This window comes from Maritalea sp. YIW29 (assembly GCF_057219265.1).
In genome coordinates this window covers 1,657,141-1,672,995 of sequence record NZ_JBXVVF010000001.1, presented here as the reverse complement: position 1 = coordinate 1,672,995, position 15,855 = coordinate 1,657,141, and the positions used below count along the sequence as shown (strand labels likewise).

General features: G+C 50.3%; 14 protein-coding genes and 1 pseudogene. 9 read left to right on the top strand and 6 right to left on the bottom strand.

Annotated features, from left to right (window positions below):
* Positions 1-17 precede the first annotated feature (17 nt).
* The 7 genes from AC2D8L_RS08105 (at position 18) to AC2D8L_RS08075 (ending at position 7,499) form a co-directional block, all read left to right on the top strand.
* Complete coding sequence (locus AC2D8L_RS08105) at positions 18-275, top strand: hypothetical protein (RefSeq protein WP_484684933.1); 258 nt, start codon at positions 18-20, stop codon at positions 273-275.
* Positions 276-392: 117 nt separating this feature from the next.
* The gene (locus AC2D8L_RS08100) at positions 393-1,292 is read left to right on the top strand and encodes a glycine--tRNA ligase subunit alpha (protein WP_484685165.1); all 900 of its coding nucleotides are present in this window, start codon (positions 393-395) and stop codon (positions 1,290-1,292) included.
* 309 nt (positions 1,293-1,601) lie between these two features.
* Entirely contained in the window at positions 1,602-2,153 is a 552-nt protein-coding gene (locus AC2D8L_RS08095) for a LemA family protein (protein ID WP_484685164.1), read from the top strand.
* Entirely contained in the window at positions 2,116-4,101 is a 1,986-nt protein-coding gene (locus AC2D8L_RS08090) for a DUF2207 domain-containing protein (protein WP_484684932.1), read from the top strand. Before AC2D8L_RS08095 ends, AC2D8L_RS08090 begins: the two co-directional genes overlap by 38 nt.
* 90 nt (positions 4,102-4,191) lie before the next feature.
* On the top strand, positions 4,192-6,282 hold the full coding sequence (gene glyS / locus AC2D8L_RS08085; RefSeq protein ID WP_484684931.1) for a glycine--tRNA ligase subunit beta: 2,091 nt from the start codon (positions 4,192-4,194) through the stop codon (positions 6,280-6,282).
* A 27-nt stretch (positions 6,283-6,309) separates the two neighbouring features.
* Positions 6,310-7,122: an agmatinase gene (speB, locus tag AC2D8L_RS08080; RefSeq protein WP_484684930.1), complete on the top strand. Its 813-nt coding sequence runs from the start codon at positions 6,310-6,312 to the stop codon at positions 7,120-7,122.
* Positions 7,123-7,214: 92 nt separating this feature from the next.
* Positions 7,215-7,499, top strand: coding sequence for a hypothetical protein (locus AC2D8L_RS08075; protein ID WP_484684929.1), 285 nt, complete (start codon positions 7,215-7,217; stop codon positions 7,497-7,499).
* Positions 7,500-7,512: 13 nt separating this feature from the next.
* On the opposite strand, the gene AC2D8L_RS08070 is transcribed toward AC2D8L_RS08075, so the two are convergent.
* The 4 genes from AC2D8L_RS08070 to ispH form a co-directional block, all read right to left on the bottom strand.
* Complete coding sequence (locus AC2D8L_RS08070; protein WP_484684928.1) at positions 7,513-8,940, bottom strand: hypothetical protein; 1,428 nt, start codon at positions 8,938-8,940, stop codon at positions 7,513-7,515.
* A 108-nt stretch (positions 8,941-9,048) separates the two neighbouring features.
* Complete coding sequence (gene rnhA / locus AC2D8L_RS08065) at positions 9,049-9,492, bottom strand: ribonuclease HI (RefSeq protein WP_484684927.1); 444 nt, start codon at positions 9,490-9,492, stop codon at positions 9,049-9,051.
* A complete protein-coding gene (locus tag AC2D8L_RS08060) occupies positions 9,476-10,003 on the bottom strand; it encodes a GNAT family N-acetyltransferase (RefSeq protein ID WP_484684926.1) in 528 nt (175 codons plus the stop codon). Before AC2D8L_RS08060 ends, rnhA begins: the two co-directional genes overlap by 17 nt.
* A complete protein-coding gene (ispH, locus tag AC2D8L_RS08055; RefSeq protein ID WP_484684925.1) occupies positions 10,003-10,956 on the bottom strand; it encodes a 4-hydroxy-3-methylbut-2-enyl diphosphate reductase in 954 nt (317 codons plus the stop codon). The genes AC2D8L_RS08060 and ispH overlap by 1 nt, the downstream gene beginning before the upstream one ends.
* Before the next feature lie 107 nt (positions 10,957-11,063).
* Between ispH and AC2D8L_RS08050 the strand changes: the two genes are divergently transcribed.
* Together AC2D8L_RS08050 and AC2D8L_RS08045 are read left to right on the top strand one after the other, a co-directional pair.
* Entirely contained in the window at positions 11,064-13,361 is a 2,298-nt protein-coding gene (locus tag AC2D8L_RS08050; RefSeq protein WP_484684924.1) for a putative PEP-binding protein, read from the top strand.
* Between the two features lie 813 nt (positions 13,362-14,174).
* Positions 14,175-14,561 (top strand): annotated as a pseudogene (locus tag AC2D8L_RS08045) (cell wall hydrolase); the annotation flags it as partial.
* A 10-nt stretch (positions 14,562-14,571) separates the two neighbouring features.
* Here AC2D8L_RS08045 and AC2D8L_RS08040 read toward each other — a convergent pair.
* Together AC2D8L_RS08040 and AC2D8L_RS08035 are read right to left on the bottom strand one after the other, a co-directional pair.
* The gene (locus AC2D8L_RS08040; RefSeq protein WP_484684923.1) at positions 14,572-15,111 is read right to left on the bottom strand and encodes a hypothetical protein; all 540 of its coding nucleotides are present in this window, start codon (positions 15,109-15,111) and stop codon (positions 14,572-14,574) included.
* Between the two features lie 115 nt (positions 15,112-15,226).
* Positions 15,227-15,841, bottom strand: coding sequence for an HD domain-containing protein (locus AC2D8L_RS08035; protein WP_484684922.1), 615 nt, complete (start codon positions 15,839-15,841; stop codon positions 15,227-15,229).
* Positions 15,842-15,855 lie beyond the last annotated feature (14 nt).

Sequence of the window (15,855 nt, the reverse complement as noted above, 5' to 3'; positions counted from 1 at the left end):
GCGAGGAGGGCGCACCTATGTGGCTAAGAATTATTGTTTTTGCCGTGATCATTGCATTGATCTTTTATGGCGTGCGCTCCATTCGTCGCAACATCAACGACTATTTTTCGGACGCGGACAAAGAAAAGCTAAAACGTGATCGGCAAGATCGTGATCGTTCGGATATCGTGAATTTGAAACGGGATCCGAAGGACGGCATTTTTCGGCCTGGTGACGGCAAGCGCGATGATAAGTCGAGCGAGAATAAAAAAGACAATGATCCGCACCGTAGATAGATAAGGGTGCTTGATAATTCTTTTGCATCGCATTAGGTTCGCGCCTTGATTAATCACGCCAATAAGATGCCCGACAAAAGGCTGCAAAGCATGAGCGACACCAAAATCCCCGCGCATATGGACCCGAAAAACTCGTTTCAGGGCCTTATTTTAACCCTGCAAAATTTTTGGGCGGATCAAGGCTGCGTGATTTTGCAGCCATATGACATGGAAATGGGCGCGGGCACGTTTCACCCAGCAACCACATTGCGCGCGCTTGGGCCGAAGCCTTGGCGCGCTGCCTATGTGCAGCCATCGCGTCGACCAACCGATGGTCGATATGGTGAAAACCCAAACCGGCTGCAGCATTTCTATCAATATCAAGTGATCCTAAAACCTTCGCCTGAGAATTTGCAGGAGCTTTATCTGCAGTCGCTTTACGCAATTGGCATCGACCCAAAAGTGCATGATCTGCGCTTTGTGGAAGATGACTGGGAAAGCCCAACGCTGGGCGCTTGGGGCCTTGGTTGGGAATGCTGGTGCGACGGCATGGAAGTGAGCCAATTCACTTACTTTCAGCAAGTTGCCGGGTTTGAATGCGCGCCAGTATCTGGCGAGCTGACCTACGGACTTGAGCGGATCGCATGCTATCTACAAGACGTTGATAGCATCATGGAATTGAACTTTAATGGCCGCGAAGGAGATGAAAAAATCTCCTATTCGGATGTGTTCTTGCAAGCTGAGCAGGAGTTCTCGCGTTATAATTTTGATCATGCGAACACTGAAATGCTGTTCCGCCACTTCAAAGACGCCGAAGACGAATGCAAAGCATTGTTAGAAGCGGGAAAAGACGGCAATCAGCATAAATTGGCAATGCCAGCTTACGAGCAGTGCATTAAGGCATCACACGCGTTCAATTTGCTTGATGCGCGTGGTGTGATTTCGGTGACGGAGCGCCAAAGCTACATTCTGCGGGTACGCGAATTGGCAAAGGCATGCGGTGGCGCTTGGTTGCAAACTGAATCTGGCGGCGCATAACGCTTTGAAATTTGCAGATACATCACCTATATCAATCATACACTGAAAAGGAGATGTGTCATGAAGCGATCAGGTGATCGACGGGTGGTGACGCCACCCAATCAGGCGGCAAAAGCTTTGAGTGAACGGCAGTTCAAACTCAAAATCGTCAAAAACAAGCGAGATTATTCTCGCAAAATAAAACACAAAAAGGGGCATTTGGATCAAAACCAAAGTGCCCCTTTTTTATTGGTGGCTTGATTGTTCACATTCCTCAAACCTTTGTATAAACTCGCCATAACAAAATAGGGGCGAGGATCCATGGAAATCATCTGGGTAATTTTACTGATCATTGTAGGTGCGGCTGGCTATGCCATCATGGTGTACAATAATCTCGTCAAGAACCGGCAATTGGTTGAAGAGGGATGGTCGGGCATTGATGTGCAATTGAAGCGCCGTGCGAACCTCATTCCAAATATGCTTGAGACCGTTAAGGGCTATATGAGCCACGAGAGTGAAACCTTGCAAGCGGTGACCGAAGCGCGCGCCGCGGTGCACGGTGCGGGTAATGCATCTCCACAGGAGCGGGGCAAGCTTGAGGGTATTTTATCTGGTGCGCTTGGCAAACTTATCGCGGTGGCGGAAGATTATCCTGATTTGAAAGCCGACAGTTCGTTTTTGGAATTTCAAGGCGCATTGCAAGCGACTGAAGATGAGGTTCAACTTGCCCGCCGTTACTATAACGGCACCGTACGCAACATGAATGTGATGGTGGAAAGTTTTCCTTCAAACATCATCGCCAACATGTTCCAGTTTTTCAAAGCAGAATATTTCGAACTTGAAAATGAAGCAGACCGCGCTGTTCCTGATGTCTCATTCTAAGCTATTTCTCGTTCAGCATGTGCGTGCGCTAGCCCTTGTTCTAGCGTTCCTGTTTGCCATCGCGCCCGCCTTTGGTGCCGAGGTCATTCAGTCATTTTCTTCACTTGTCGAAGTGCAGGAGGACCGTTCCGTCATCGTGACGGAAACCATTCGCGTGCGGGCAGAAGGCGATGAAATCCGACGCGGCATTTGGCGATATGTGCCTACCGGCAGTAGGGCAGACAATGGATATGCCGTTGATCACGGACTTGAAGTTCTTGAGGTTTTGCGCAACGGCGAGCCGGACGATTGGCACACCGAAAACGAATCCTACGGACAGCGCATATATATCGGCAATGCCGACGTGTATTTGGATAGCGGGATCTACACCTACACGCTGAAATATCGCTCATGGCGGCAGGTCCGAGAATTTGAAACTCATGACGAGCTTTACTGGAATGCGACGGGTAATTTCTGGCAATTTCCAATCCAAGAAGCCGTTGCACAAATTCGGCTACCTGAACAAACCCGCATTTTGGACGCTATTGCTTATACCGGAAAATTTGGCAGTGAGTTGCAAGACGCGACCATTACCTTTGATGGCGAACGTAAAGCGATTTACCGCGCCAATAATGCATTTCGGCCCGGCGAAGGGCTGAGTATTGTCTTGCAGTTTGAAAAAGGGGCAATGCTGCCGCCGACTGATTGGGACAAGTCGTTAGAATATGTTTCAGACCGACGCGCCTTGATCTTGCCTGCACTAAGCTTTCTACTTGTGCTCGGATATTTTTATTCGTCGTGGCGCGCAGTTGGCCGTGACCCGAAAAAGGGAACGATTGTACCGCTATTCTATCCACCCGATGGATTTTCACCCGCATTGGTGCACTTTGTGCATAATTTTGGCTGGAAACGCTCCGGTTGGATAGCGTTTACGGCGGCCTTGTTGTCGCTGGCGACAAAGGGCTTGGTGGTTTTGGGGCAATCTGGCAAAGACACCAAGATCACGGTGACCAACAAGGAGCCAGATGATCTGCCTAGTGGCGAACTCAAGCTTTACACTTGGCTACAAGCGAAACGATCCGTTGTCATCGACAAAGCGGTCGGCAGTAGCTTGCACGAGCTTCATGCCGACTTCATTGACACAATCGAAGACGAAAATCGGCGCTCCTATTTCAACCACAACGTGTCGTTTGTAATGATCGGATTGGCACTATCTTTGGGATGCGTGAGCGCGATGCTCTATTTCGAAGTCTTGCATTTCGTCTGGTTCGTCATCGCCATAATTGTGGGCGTAGTTGTTGCGGTGATAAGCGGAGCTGTTTCCCATAACAGTACGTCGTCTGCCGTTTCGAGGTCCATCGGACTGTTCATCTTTTTCGCATTCGCTGGCAATGCAGCAACAACGTTTCTTGCCTTTGGCGATTGGTTCCAATTTGGCGAAATGTTTAAAGGCAACATACTCGAAAACGCGGCAGAATTTGTGAGAAATGAACCCGGTGCGATCGCGGCAATTTCAATCGTAATCATCAATGTTGGGTTTGGTCTTACCATGCGCTCGGCAACGGTGCAGGGCCGCAAATTGATGGATCAGATCGAGGGCTTTAAGATGTATATGGAAACTGCTGAGAAAGAGCGGTTGAATATTCACGATGCGCCAGATTTGACGATTAAGCGGTTCGAAGAGATCCTGCCGTACGCCGTTGCGCTCGGGGTCGAAAAGCCTTGGTCCGAACATTTCCAAAATGAATTATCGCGCAGTGCGACAAGCCCAGATGAGCAAAATTACAACCCCTCTTGGCATTCAGGACGTGGGTGGCGGGCGGATCGCATTTCATCCAATGTTGCTTCAACTGCAACGGGCATGAGTGCGGCAATGATTGCGGCGCAACCGGCTTCTTCATCCTCGTCTGGGTCGTCAGGTGGATTTTCTGGCGGCGGCGGTGGCGGAGGCGGCGGTGGCGGCTGGTAAGAAACGCTCAGGGCGCGAAAACCATAGACATTTTGCCATTTGCCCGCTATCAAACCTGCACATAAAATTCACCAAATAAAGTAAGCAAAAATGCCTGAACTCCTGCTCGAATTGTTTTCGGAAGAAATCCCTGCGCGTCAACAACGTCGCGCCGCGGAGAACTTGAAAAAACTGGTAACTGATGCGCTGGTGGAGCGTGGCTTGCTTTACGAAGGTGCGGTGTCCTATGCGACGCCCCGTCGTCTAACGCTTAATGTTGCGGGGTTGCCCGCAGCCTCTGCGCCAACGAAGACGGAGCGCAAAGGACCGCGCACCGACGCGCCAGAAAAAGCCATTGAAGGGTTTTTGCGGGCAGCGGGATTGAGTTCTGTTGATGAAGCGCAAGTACAGAATGACACCAAAAAGGGTGATTTCTATGTTGCTGTGACCGAAAAGCCGGGCGAGCAAGCAACCGACGTGATTGCTGAAATTGTACCCAAAATGATCGAAAAGTTCCCGTGGCCAAAATCCATGCGCTGGGGCAGCACAAAGCTGAACTGGATCCGCCCTCTGCGCGCGATCACCGCAACATTTGCGGTCGACGGTGAAGATACCCAAACGGTGAATTTTGAAGTGGATGGCGTGAAGTCGGGCAATGTCACTTACGGACATCGCTTCCTTGCACCAGAACCAATTTCGGTTCGTCGATTTGAGGATTATGCCGCCGCGCTAGAAAAGGCGAATGTGGTGCTTGATTTGGATCGCCGCATGGACATCATACGTGCAGACGCCGACAATTTGGCATTTGCCCAAGGGTTGGAGGTCATATCAGACAAAGGCCTTCTGGAAGAAGCCGCAGGGCTTGTTGAATGGCCGGTGGTGATGTTGGGTAAATTTAATCAAGAGTTTTTGGACTTGCCCGAAGAAGTGGTGACAACCGCCATTCGTTCGCACCAGAAATGTTTCTGCCTGCGCAATAGTGAAACCGGCAAACTGGCGGATGCCTTCCTGCTGATTTCAAATCTTGCGGCAACAGATGGGGGCAAAACAATTGTCGCCGGTAATGAGCGGGTCATTCATGCGCGTCTATCTGATGCGAAGTTCTTTTATGATACGGATTTGAATACGCCGTTGGAAGAACGACTGCCAAAGCTTGATGCGATGATTTTTCATGAAAAGCTGGGCACTCAGTCTAAGCGCGTTGAGCGGATAGTTGATCTGGCAGCGAAAATCGCGCCGATGGTTGGAGCGCATGCCGACGAAGCCGCGAGAGCCGCAAAATTGGCCAAATCCGATCTTGTGACCGACATGGTGTTTGAGTTTCCTGAATTGCAGGGGCTTATGGGGAAATATTATGCGTTGGCGCAGGGCGAAAAACCTGAAGTCGCTGCTGCAATATTGAACCATTACAAGCCAGCTGGCCCAAGCGATGAAGTGCCGACGGAACCGGTCTCGATTGCTGTGGCGCTGGCGGACAAACTTGATATTTTGTCCGGTTTTTGGGCGATTGACGAAAAGCCAACCGGCTCGAAAGACCCATTTGCATTGCGCCGTGCGGCGCTCGGTGTAATCCGGATTTCTCTGGATAATCAACTCGATCTGGATTTGGCCAGCCTCGTTGGTGACCACATGGCCCAGATTTTGGGCGCAGCGGATCAAGAAAAAGTTGCTGACCTGATGGCGTTTTTCGAGGATCGTCTTATTGTTCAAATGCGCGACAATGGTGTGGCACACGATGTGGTCGACGCTGTGCTGGGCAATGGTGGGCTAGCAAAAGGCTTTACACTGCCAAGCGTCGTTTCGCGCGCGACCGAGCTTGCCACATTACTGAAAAGTGAGGCAGGCGAAAGCCTTTTGGCCGGTTACCGTCGGGCGGTCAACATTTTGCGTGCAGAAGAAAAGAAGGACAGCAAAAGCTTTGCTGATCCTGTCGACAATTCTGCATTTGCGCTTGATCAAGAAGCTCAGCTATTCTCCGCGATAAAAGTGGTCAATGAAAGTGTTGCGGCCAACATCTCGAATGAGCAATTTGCCGCTGCAATGAATGATCTCGCCTCGTTGCGAGAACCAGTAGACGCCTTCTTTGAAGATGTTTTGGTCAATGATGAAGACAACGCGGTTCGGGTAAATCGCTTAAATCTATTGGCACGCTTGCGCGATACGATGCATTTGATTGCCGATTTTTCAAAACTGGCCGGATAGAGAACACCGGCCGCAAAGGGGGAATAGATGACGCAGCAAAATGTTGCTCTGCTCGGTGTGCCGGTTGATCACAATTCTTCTTACCTGCAAGGAGCCGCAACCGCTCCTCAACGGATACGCGAAGCCATTCACTGCGATAGCTCCAACATGTGGACGGAGCAGGGCGTTGATTTAGGTGATGAAGCTCTTTGGACAGATATTGGGGATCTCGTTTTTCCCAATAATGACCGCCAACAAACGTCTGACATCATTCGTTCGTCGACAGACGAGCTCATAAAGCGTGGCCAGCGCGTCTTGTCGCTGGGCGGTGACCATTCGGTGTCTTTCCCGCTGATTGATGCCCACGCTAGAAATTATGATGGCCTGAACGTCCTGCATGTCGACGCGCATGCTGATCTCTATGATAATATGGGCGATAACCCACTTTCCCATGCATCGCCGTTTGCACGGTTGATGGAAGCCGGGCGCGTTGCGCGTTTGATGCAAATTGGCATTCGCACTTTGAACGCGCACCAAAGAGAACAAGCCGAGAGGTTTGGTGTTGAAATCATCGAAATGAAGGATTGGCATGATAGGCAAGAAATTGCCTTTAATGGACCGGTCTATATGTCGATTGATCTTGATGGCTTGGACCCAGCATTTGCGCCCGGTGTTTCTCATCATGAGCCAGGTGGATTTTCTTCCCGGCAGGTGATCAATATCATTCATCAATTTAAGGGTGACCTTATTGGTGCCGATATTGTGGAGTTAAACTCACATCGTGACCTTAACAATATGACAGCGATGGTTGCAGCGCGTTTGGCGAAGGAAACGCTGGCGCGTTTGATATCAAATGGCTGATTGAAAACAATTCATTCATCATATTTAGGTAGACGAATGTGAATTGAATGCTTAGGTTTCTTTCCGCGGCGCAAAAATGAGTAGAGTTGAATATGCATTGGCAGTCTAAACTACTGGTCGCCCTGACATTTTCCATCATGTCGACGGGCGCGTTCGCTGCAAACTTCGAAGTTAAGTCCGCCTCTGCGACGGAAAAAGGCTGGTCTGGGCAAACAGATTGCGAAGGACAAGCAGGGGATAGTTGTGCTTCAGCTTACTTTTGTTCAAACGAAATCTGGATTGGACAAACTGCATTTAGCCGCATTCAAGACCGTCGTTATGCTGGCGAACAGTTGGTTATCGTTAGAGATGGCGAACCGATTTGCGCGGTGAACTAGCCGGCTAACGCGACTAGTTTAGCCGCGCTGCCGTCCATTTGCCGTGAAATGGAACGAGGTTACAGACCTCAAAATCATCATCGCACTGAATAACCTCGCCGCTAAAGTCGCCGGAAAGCTCCTCGCCGCTTAAATCACTTGTGGCCGTGATGTCGAAAATGGTTTCCCAGACATTCGTTTCGCTATCGATACCTTTTCCGTCAAACCTAACTTTTAGGCCGTTTTCAGTAATGGCACCATCATAGGTATAGATGCCTGCGCCATCATCATATTGCGCATATATCGATCCATCTTCTGCAACAGAAAACTTCATTTCCGGAGGCATTAGGAATGGTTCTTTCGCCATCCATGCCGGTGCATTAGCAAATGCGGTCGGCACCCAATCGCCGACATACTTTTGCATGTCCGGCATTTCGTTGAGTTTTTCGCACAACCATTCCTCAGCAAGTTTTGCGCTTTGCATCGCATCGATTGTGGCTTCAAAGGTTTGGAATTCAGGTGAGCGGCGTAGCTTTGCGACTTCCTTGGCCTGTTCTTCCAAATCAAGCCGGGCATTAAAGTCACGCAACATCACAGTGACAGGCAGTCTTAAACGACGGTCACCCGAGGCGCGATCTGCCGCGCTGCCCAATGTATCGCCCACAATGGAGAATACACGTTCGAACCAGCCTAAGACGGCTGTGTCGTCGGCCGTTGCATCAAGTTCTGAAACAACAATCCGTTCGCTCTCGGTCATTGAATTGTCGATAAAGCACTGCAGGTACTGTCGATTAACGGCGCGGTTGCCATTGTTCGGATCGGTACCACCGCCAAACAGGAAGTTCTCGATGTAATATTTTACGGCCCCATCCGGCAGGGCTTTGGATTTATCCCAACGCAACTGCGGCGTTTCCAAAAAACTGTAATAGGCGACATCAACGCCCAAAAGACATTCTTCATGCTGCAGCGTGGCATAGCTTTCCTGCACTATCTTTATGGACGTTATCAACGCACCAACAAGTGTGCCATTTGATGTTGCCCCAATTGCTTCAAGAAACTTTTCGCTGCCCTTGCCGATGGCTTCGTCGAGTGCTTGGTTGCCCAACTCACTAAACTCGCCTTGCAAAATCGCCTTGCTGGCACTGGCAACTTTTAAAAGGTCTAGATAACTATTCGAACTCTCTACCAAGCCCGCATCAATGCGGAAGAATATGTCTTCCGCCAAATCACCTGACGCTGCGGCCTTGCGCAAATATTTGTCCACCAACATGCCAGCGAATAGCTCCTGAGTTTTCGAACTCATGGTGCCGGATATATAATTTGTAAATTGGTCGCCAAGTTCGATGCCGCGTTCACCTGGGATTTTGGTTTCAGGTAAAACGCAGGCAGGGGCGGCCATCGCGACGCTCGTGGAGGAAATCAGCAGGGCCGCAACCACGGACTTGAAAGCTCTGGACCGCATAAACATCCTTCCCTCCTAGCAAAATAGCTGCCAACTTGAATTGGCAATTCACCAAGATGTTAGATGAGGTGGGTAGTATGGTCAATTTTGGCAAAATGGATTTTGAGATTAGGCGTTCTTGAAAGGGTCCATACCCTTGTTTGCCAACTGGTCGGCCCTTTCATTGCCTTCATGGCCTGCATGGCCTTTAACCCAATGAAACTTGACGTCATGGCGCTCAAGCGCTGTATCGAGCAGACGCCAAAGGTCTTCATTTTTTACCGGTTTTTTCGCCGCTGTCTTCCAGCCATTGCGTTTCCAATTGTGCATCCAGCCGGTCACGCCGCCTTTGACATATTGGCTGTCTGTATAAAGGTCTATCGTGCAGGAACGCTTGAGCGCATTCAGAGATTCAATAGCAGCCATCAACTCCATGCGGTTGTTGGTGGTCAGCGCTTCACCGCCGCAAAGTTCTTTTTCTTTGCCGTTGAAAATCAAATAAGCGCCCCAACCGCCTGGTCCCGGATTTCCTGAACATGCACCGTCTGTATAGATTTTAACGCTCTCTGGCATGCCATTGCTCTTTTGTCAGTTTATGCAAAGAGACTTCTTTACCTGAGTCGTCCACATCTGTGTGGGTGAATTGCATACCAATCTTGCGCAAAATATGGATAGACGTTGTATTGGTGGAATTGGCAAAGCCGATAAAATGGCTCTGGTCGGTTTTCTCAAACATCCAATCGCGCAAAGCCGCCGCGGCTTCTGACGCATAGCCATTGCCCCATTCGGACGCCAAGATGGCATATCCAATTTCCGGTTCACCTTCATGCATGCCGAAACCAGCACGGCCTAAAAACTTGCCGTCAGATTTTCGTGTTACGCGGAATTTACACCATCCATGTTCTTCAAAATCTCTCGCCCAGCCGGCCATGCGACGTTCAGCGTCGGCCTTGTCTTCGATCCGGCCAGAAAGATGTTCAATTACTTTTGGGTCGCCATGAAGTGCCACCACATCATCTATTTGAGTGGGCAGCCAAGTGCTGAACGACAATCGCTCAGACGTCAAAATAACATTAGAACTCATTAGGTGGTTCGAAGCTCACGGGGAACGTTGAAAGCAATGTTTTCTGTTGCGGTGACTTTGGCTGAAACCGAAATGTCAAAGCGCTCGCCGAACGCTTCAATAATTTCGTCGACCAAGGATTCTGGTGCAGATGCACCGGCGGTGATGCCGAGGGACGAAATATCCATGAAATCATCCCAATTGATCTCACGCGCGCGCTGAACGAGGAATGACTTTGGGCAACCCGCGCGTTCAGCCACTTCAACAAGGCGCATGGAGTTGGATGAATTGGGTGCACCAACAACGATCACTGCGTCCACAAGCGGTGCAACCACCTTAACCGCTTCTTGGCGATTGGTCGTCGCGTAGCAAATATCTTCCTTATGTGGCGCACTAATTTCGGGGAAACGAGCCCGAAGCGCTTCAACAATGGCCGCGGTATCGTCTACCGAGAGGGTCGTTTGGGTGACGAAGGCCAACTTCTGATCACTTTTGGGCTCAAAATGGGCGACGTCGGCCACGGTTTCAATCAAGCTGATCGCACCATCGGGAAGTTGCCCCATTGTGCCGACAACCTCTGGGTGCCCAGCATGGCCAATAAGTATGATTTCATATTCAGATTCAAAATGGCGCTGCGCTTCCACATGGACCTTAGAAACAAGCGGGCAGGTCGCGTCCAAAAAGAACATGTTGCGATGTTTGGCTTCCTTGGGGACGCTTTTCGAGACGCCATGGGCAGAAAAGATAACTGGCGCGTCGGTGTCTGGAATTTCATCCAATTCCTCGACGAAAATTGCGCCCTTTCTTTTCAATCCATCGACAACATATTTGTTGTGAACAATTTCATGCCGCACATAAACCGGTGCGCCATATTTTTGCAGCGCCAACTCGACGATTTGAATTGCACGGTCAACGCCAGCGCAAAAACCGCGCGGCGCACAAAGTAAGATTTCCAAAGGACTTTTTTTTGCCATAGATGTGAGATGCTTTGTTTTAGGACCGGTGTCATGTTTGTTGCACTTTACGGCGACACTAAGCCATACTAAACCGAATCTTGAATGCAATCTAGGTCAAGTTAGCTGTGCAGATAAATGTATCACAACAAATGTTCGCGATCGCCCCGGCGAACGAACGTCCGCATTTGTCGCGTGAGCAAGAACGGCTGATTGCGGGCAAAGCGGCGTGGATTTTTGCGATGGCAAAGTCTGGCCATCCTGTTTGCCCCACAATTTGCATCACCCGAAAAGCATGGGAGGCGGTGAAAGACGCCAAGCCCGGTTCCAGCTTGCACACGAGTTGGGTCGCAGCACTGTTTAAGCTTGTTCCCAAAGGAATGGAGCCACCATCGCTCGTGGTGCGTACAGCTGCTCGAGCGCATATGGCTGGGCTTGCCCGCGTGCGCGGCAAGATTGATCCGCCCAAGAAGGAAAGCGACGCGGCGAATACCGCAAAGCCACTCGGGCGGGCGATTGAGAGGGCCTTTGATTCTTATTTGCATGGCACACCAGTTTGGACGATGGATACGGGACGCGATTTGTCGCTCGAGCAGATTGTGTTGGTGCAGGCCGCCGTAGACGAGAAACCAATTTCAATTTTGACGCGGGACCTTTCAACTGGCGAACTTGGCCCATTTTCGACAACAGACAAATCTCAGCCGGATCAATTCAAAAACCCGGTTGCTGCCAAGCAATTGTGCCGGCGGTTGGACGGTTTAGCTGGTGCACACATGGTTTGTTTGGTTGCTGAGCAAAATGATGATCTTGTGTTTTTGTCCGCTCGCCCAGCACAGGCAAGCATCTCGGCGAATTTGGAAGCAGCGATCGATAGGGTATCGAACGGGGATTGGACACCGCGCAAAGCGGTTTCGGCCATCGACCCTGCGCAATTGCCCCAAATTTTGCACCCGCGGCTTTCCGGTGAAAAACGCGTGGTGCCGTTGGCCAGTGGGTTGGGCGTTTCGCCCGGGGCTGCGAGTGGTTCAATTGTATTTTCTTCTGAAGACGCCTCCAGATATCGTGCGCGCGGCAAGGACTGTATTTTGGTGAGCATTGAAACCGGACCTTCAGATATTGAAGGCATGCAAGCCGCCGCTGGCATTCTGACCGCCCGGGGCGGGATCACCAGCCACGCTGCGGTGATTGCCCGGGTAACCGGCAAGCCGTGTGTCGCGAGCGTTCGGTCCTTGTCTATCGATATTGACCAACAAAAAGTGCGCATTGGCGAACGCGAGATTTTGGCCGGTGCCGAAATCACCATCGATGGTAGCACAGGCGAAGTCTATGCTGGTGCGTTACCGTTGACACAGCCTCATATTGGCGGAAACCTGCGCACACTGCTTGATTGGGCCGATGGTAGCCGCACCATTGAAGTGCGCACCAACGTGGAAACCGAAGAATCCGCAAAAATTGCGATGTCGTTCGGCGCAGAAGGCATCGGGCTCGCCCGTTCAGAGCATATGTTTTTCTCGACGGAGCGCATGGTTGCGCTGCGCAGGATGATCTTTTCGCAGAATGATCAAGACCGAATGCAGGCCTTGGATGGGTTGGTCGAATATCAAGCTGACGATTATGCCCGCCTATTTTCCACCATGGATGGGTTGCCCATCACCGTTAGATTGTTTGACCCGCCTCTACACGAGTTTCTGCCGCGTACGGACGAAGAGTTGGAAGATACGGCTTCCTCGCTTGGGATCGATGCGGAACGCTTACGCAACCGGTTGGAGCGAATGGCAGAAGTTAATCCAATGCTCGGTCATCGTGGTTGCCGTTTGGCAATTTCCCATCCGGAAATTTTGGACATGCAAATTCGGGCGCTGGTCGCTGGTGCGCGCGCCGCGATTGAGTTGAATGATACCAACGTAAATTTGGAAATTATGGTGCCATTTGTCTCTTCCGCGCGGGAAGTACATTGGGTGCGCAATAAAATTTTGCAACTGATGGAGCGGATTTCAGCCAATCAGACGGACAGCTTCAAGTTCTCTATCGGTACGATGATTGAGCTACCACGTGCAGCGCTCAGGGCCCATGAAATTGCCAAGCATGTGGACTTCTTCTCCTTTGGCACCAACGATTTGACCCAAACAACGTTCGGCATATCGCGCGATGACGCACCTGCCTTTCTGGCTGCCTATCAACGGCGTGGCCTCTATGATGCCGATCCCTTTGTAACTATTGATAAAAAGGGTGTGGGCGAACTCATCGAAACCGCAATTCGACGTGGTAAAGAAGCCAACCCTGACTTGAAAATCGGCATATGCGGCGAACATGCGGGTGATCCAGAAAGCCTGAAATATTTTGCCAGCCTAGACGTTGACTATGTCAGTTGCTCGCCATTTAGATTGCCCATCGCTCGATTGGCATTGGCTCAGTCTGAACGCTAAAATAGCCCCATCACAATTTGGCCCTGAAACGACCGAGCTTATGCCTGGATGTCGGCTAAATGTGCTCATACGCTTTGTTTACACACCATAAACCAAGATTTGAGATACTAGCGGGGTCGGCATGTGTTTAGTCGATTGAGTAGCATTGAGTTGAGTATGAGTATCTATGTAGCCGCAAGGCTTCAGCGCGCCCGGCGAAAACGGACCATTGCGCGCAATAGCATGTCTGCATTGGTGAGTTTTTCCGTGACCTTTATGGTTGCGCTGGCAGTTTGGCCTGCCGAAAAACGCAGCGAGCCAAAGATTGACCCAGTCCTCATTTCTGCTGAACTAGACACGGAACTTGTTGCGCCTTCTGGCGTGCAAGCCATGTTCGCACATAGTGTATTTGATGCGGCCAACCAGCCCCAAACATTCACTGATTTTGAATATCCCAGTGCGATCGAAATTGCTCAAAGCTTCAATCTGCAACGGTTTTCGATGCAGGAAACGCGTTCCAAAGCGCAAGTTATGAAAATGGCGAACGATTTCGCGGTGGCGGCCATTTCGCCAAACACAAAATCGAACACCGATGGTCCTGCACCAAACAAGGCGATGAGTTTTGCCAATCAGCCGATGCCCAAATTGGCCGCGTTGGACGCGATCGAAAACATTGGTGATGTCGAAAAATCGATTATTGCGCGTGACCCATCATTGCCATTCCCAGCGGATGTGCCGATCAAGCTTGCCTACGCGCGGGACAACGCGCCCAAAACAACAGATTTATCGCGTCCATTGACCCAAGCTTCAATGATTGCCAGCCAAAAACAACATTGGTGTTTGGCAACTGCTATCTATTTTGAAGCGCGTGGCGAAAGCTATCGCGGGCAGGTGGCTGTGGCCCAAGTGGTGCGCAATCGCGTTAAACACAGCGCCTATCCAAATTCAATTTGTTCGGTGGTGTTTCAAAATCAAAGCTGGCGAAATCGCTGCCAGTTCTCATTTGCTTGCGACGGTATTCCGGAACGGGTCAATGAAAAGACGGCTTGGAAGCAAGCCGAAGAAATCGCCACTAAAGTTATTGATGGCGATATCTATTTAGCCGAAGTGGCGAACGCAACGCATTATCACGCGAACTATGTTCGTCCGAAATGGGCACCAAAGCTGAAGAAACTTACTAAAATTGGCGTCCATATCTTTTATCGCTTTAAAAACGGGTAGAGCGGATTAGCTATTTGCAACCCAAATAGCTGCCCAGTGCCCGACAACCTTTGGCCGCACTATCCATCGCGAACCCATCCAAGTCTTTGAAGAACAGTTTCAGATCTCTGGTCTGCTTTTTTGTCAAATGGACGATACCGCCATCTGCAAATAATATCGGGTGCGTGCGCTCAACAGTCATGCCCGGATAGAGCACATGCTTGGATTGCATTGAGTCTGTCGAGTACGTGCCGGTCGTCGTTGTCGCGATATCAACATTGATAACGCGGCCGCCGCTTATCTTTTTTACTCTCGTCGACGAAATAGGATTGAGATCAACGGTCTCGTCTACTGTTACGCGGAACATGCGACCATCAATCTTTACTAGATTATCCAAGTCTAGCGAACCATCAGGGGTTGCATCGCTTCCCTTAGCAACATCCAAGATGTTCGACGCTAGAGCAGGTGTGGAAAATTTCACGCCGCTTTCCGCGAAAAAAACGCCAGAAATTGCAGCCAGCGCAATTGCGAGCGGAAGAAGGTTAGCCTTGTTGCGAACAGTTCCAAACATATCAAAATCCTTAAGCCTCAGTATGCTTTAAGGATTTATCAACCAATCGCCCCTCAGGTCAAAGCAATGCTTAACATAAGGTTAATTCCAGTTTCATATTGAAACAATTGAATGTTTACTCGTTAATCGGCCCTAAAATTTGGGTGAACACAGATACGAAGTTTTCATGGGCGACGTGGATGGGCCATGGGCGAATTAACTGTTCAAAATCAGGTAGATCGAAGCTCGCCATGGTCGGTTCGCCAAATATCTTGCGCGCTTCATCAGGCCCAAATCCGGCCAAACTGACCGCCTCGAAATAGGCCGCTTCCTTATCTGCTTTTTTTACGAGTTTGGTGATAGCAGTTGGGGCCTTTGCGTTGAGTGAAAAGCGCACATGGATTGCGGACAATAGGCGGTCTTCGAGTTCCTTATATTGCCCACCCATCGCTGCTTTTAAGGGAGATATAATGTCCCCCATTACATATTCCGGTGCGTCATGTAGCAATGCGTATAGCCGTCCGCTGCCGTCGAGATCCGGCTTTGCAGCAATGGCCAAATGCATGACGAGCACGGAATGCTGAGCAACGGAAAAGGCATAGTCGCCATTGGTCTGTCCGTTCCAACGGGCCACCCGAGCGAGCCCGTGGGCAATGTCGCTAAGTTCCACATCAAGTGGCGAGGGGTCTAAAAGATCAAGTCGACGGCCCGACAACATGCGTTGCCAAGCTCGTTGTGGAGAACGTGCCATAGAAATTTCCAGCA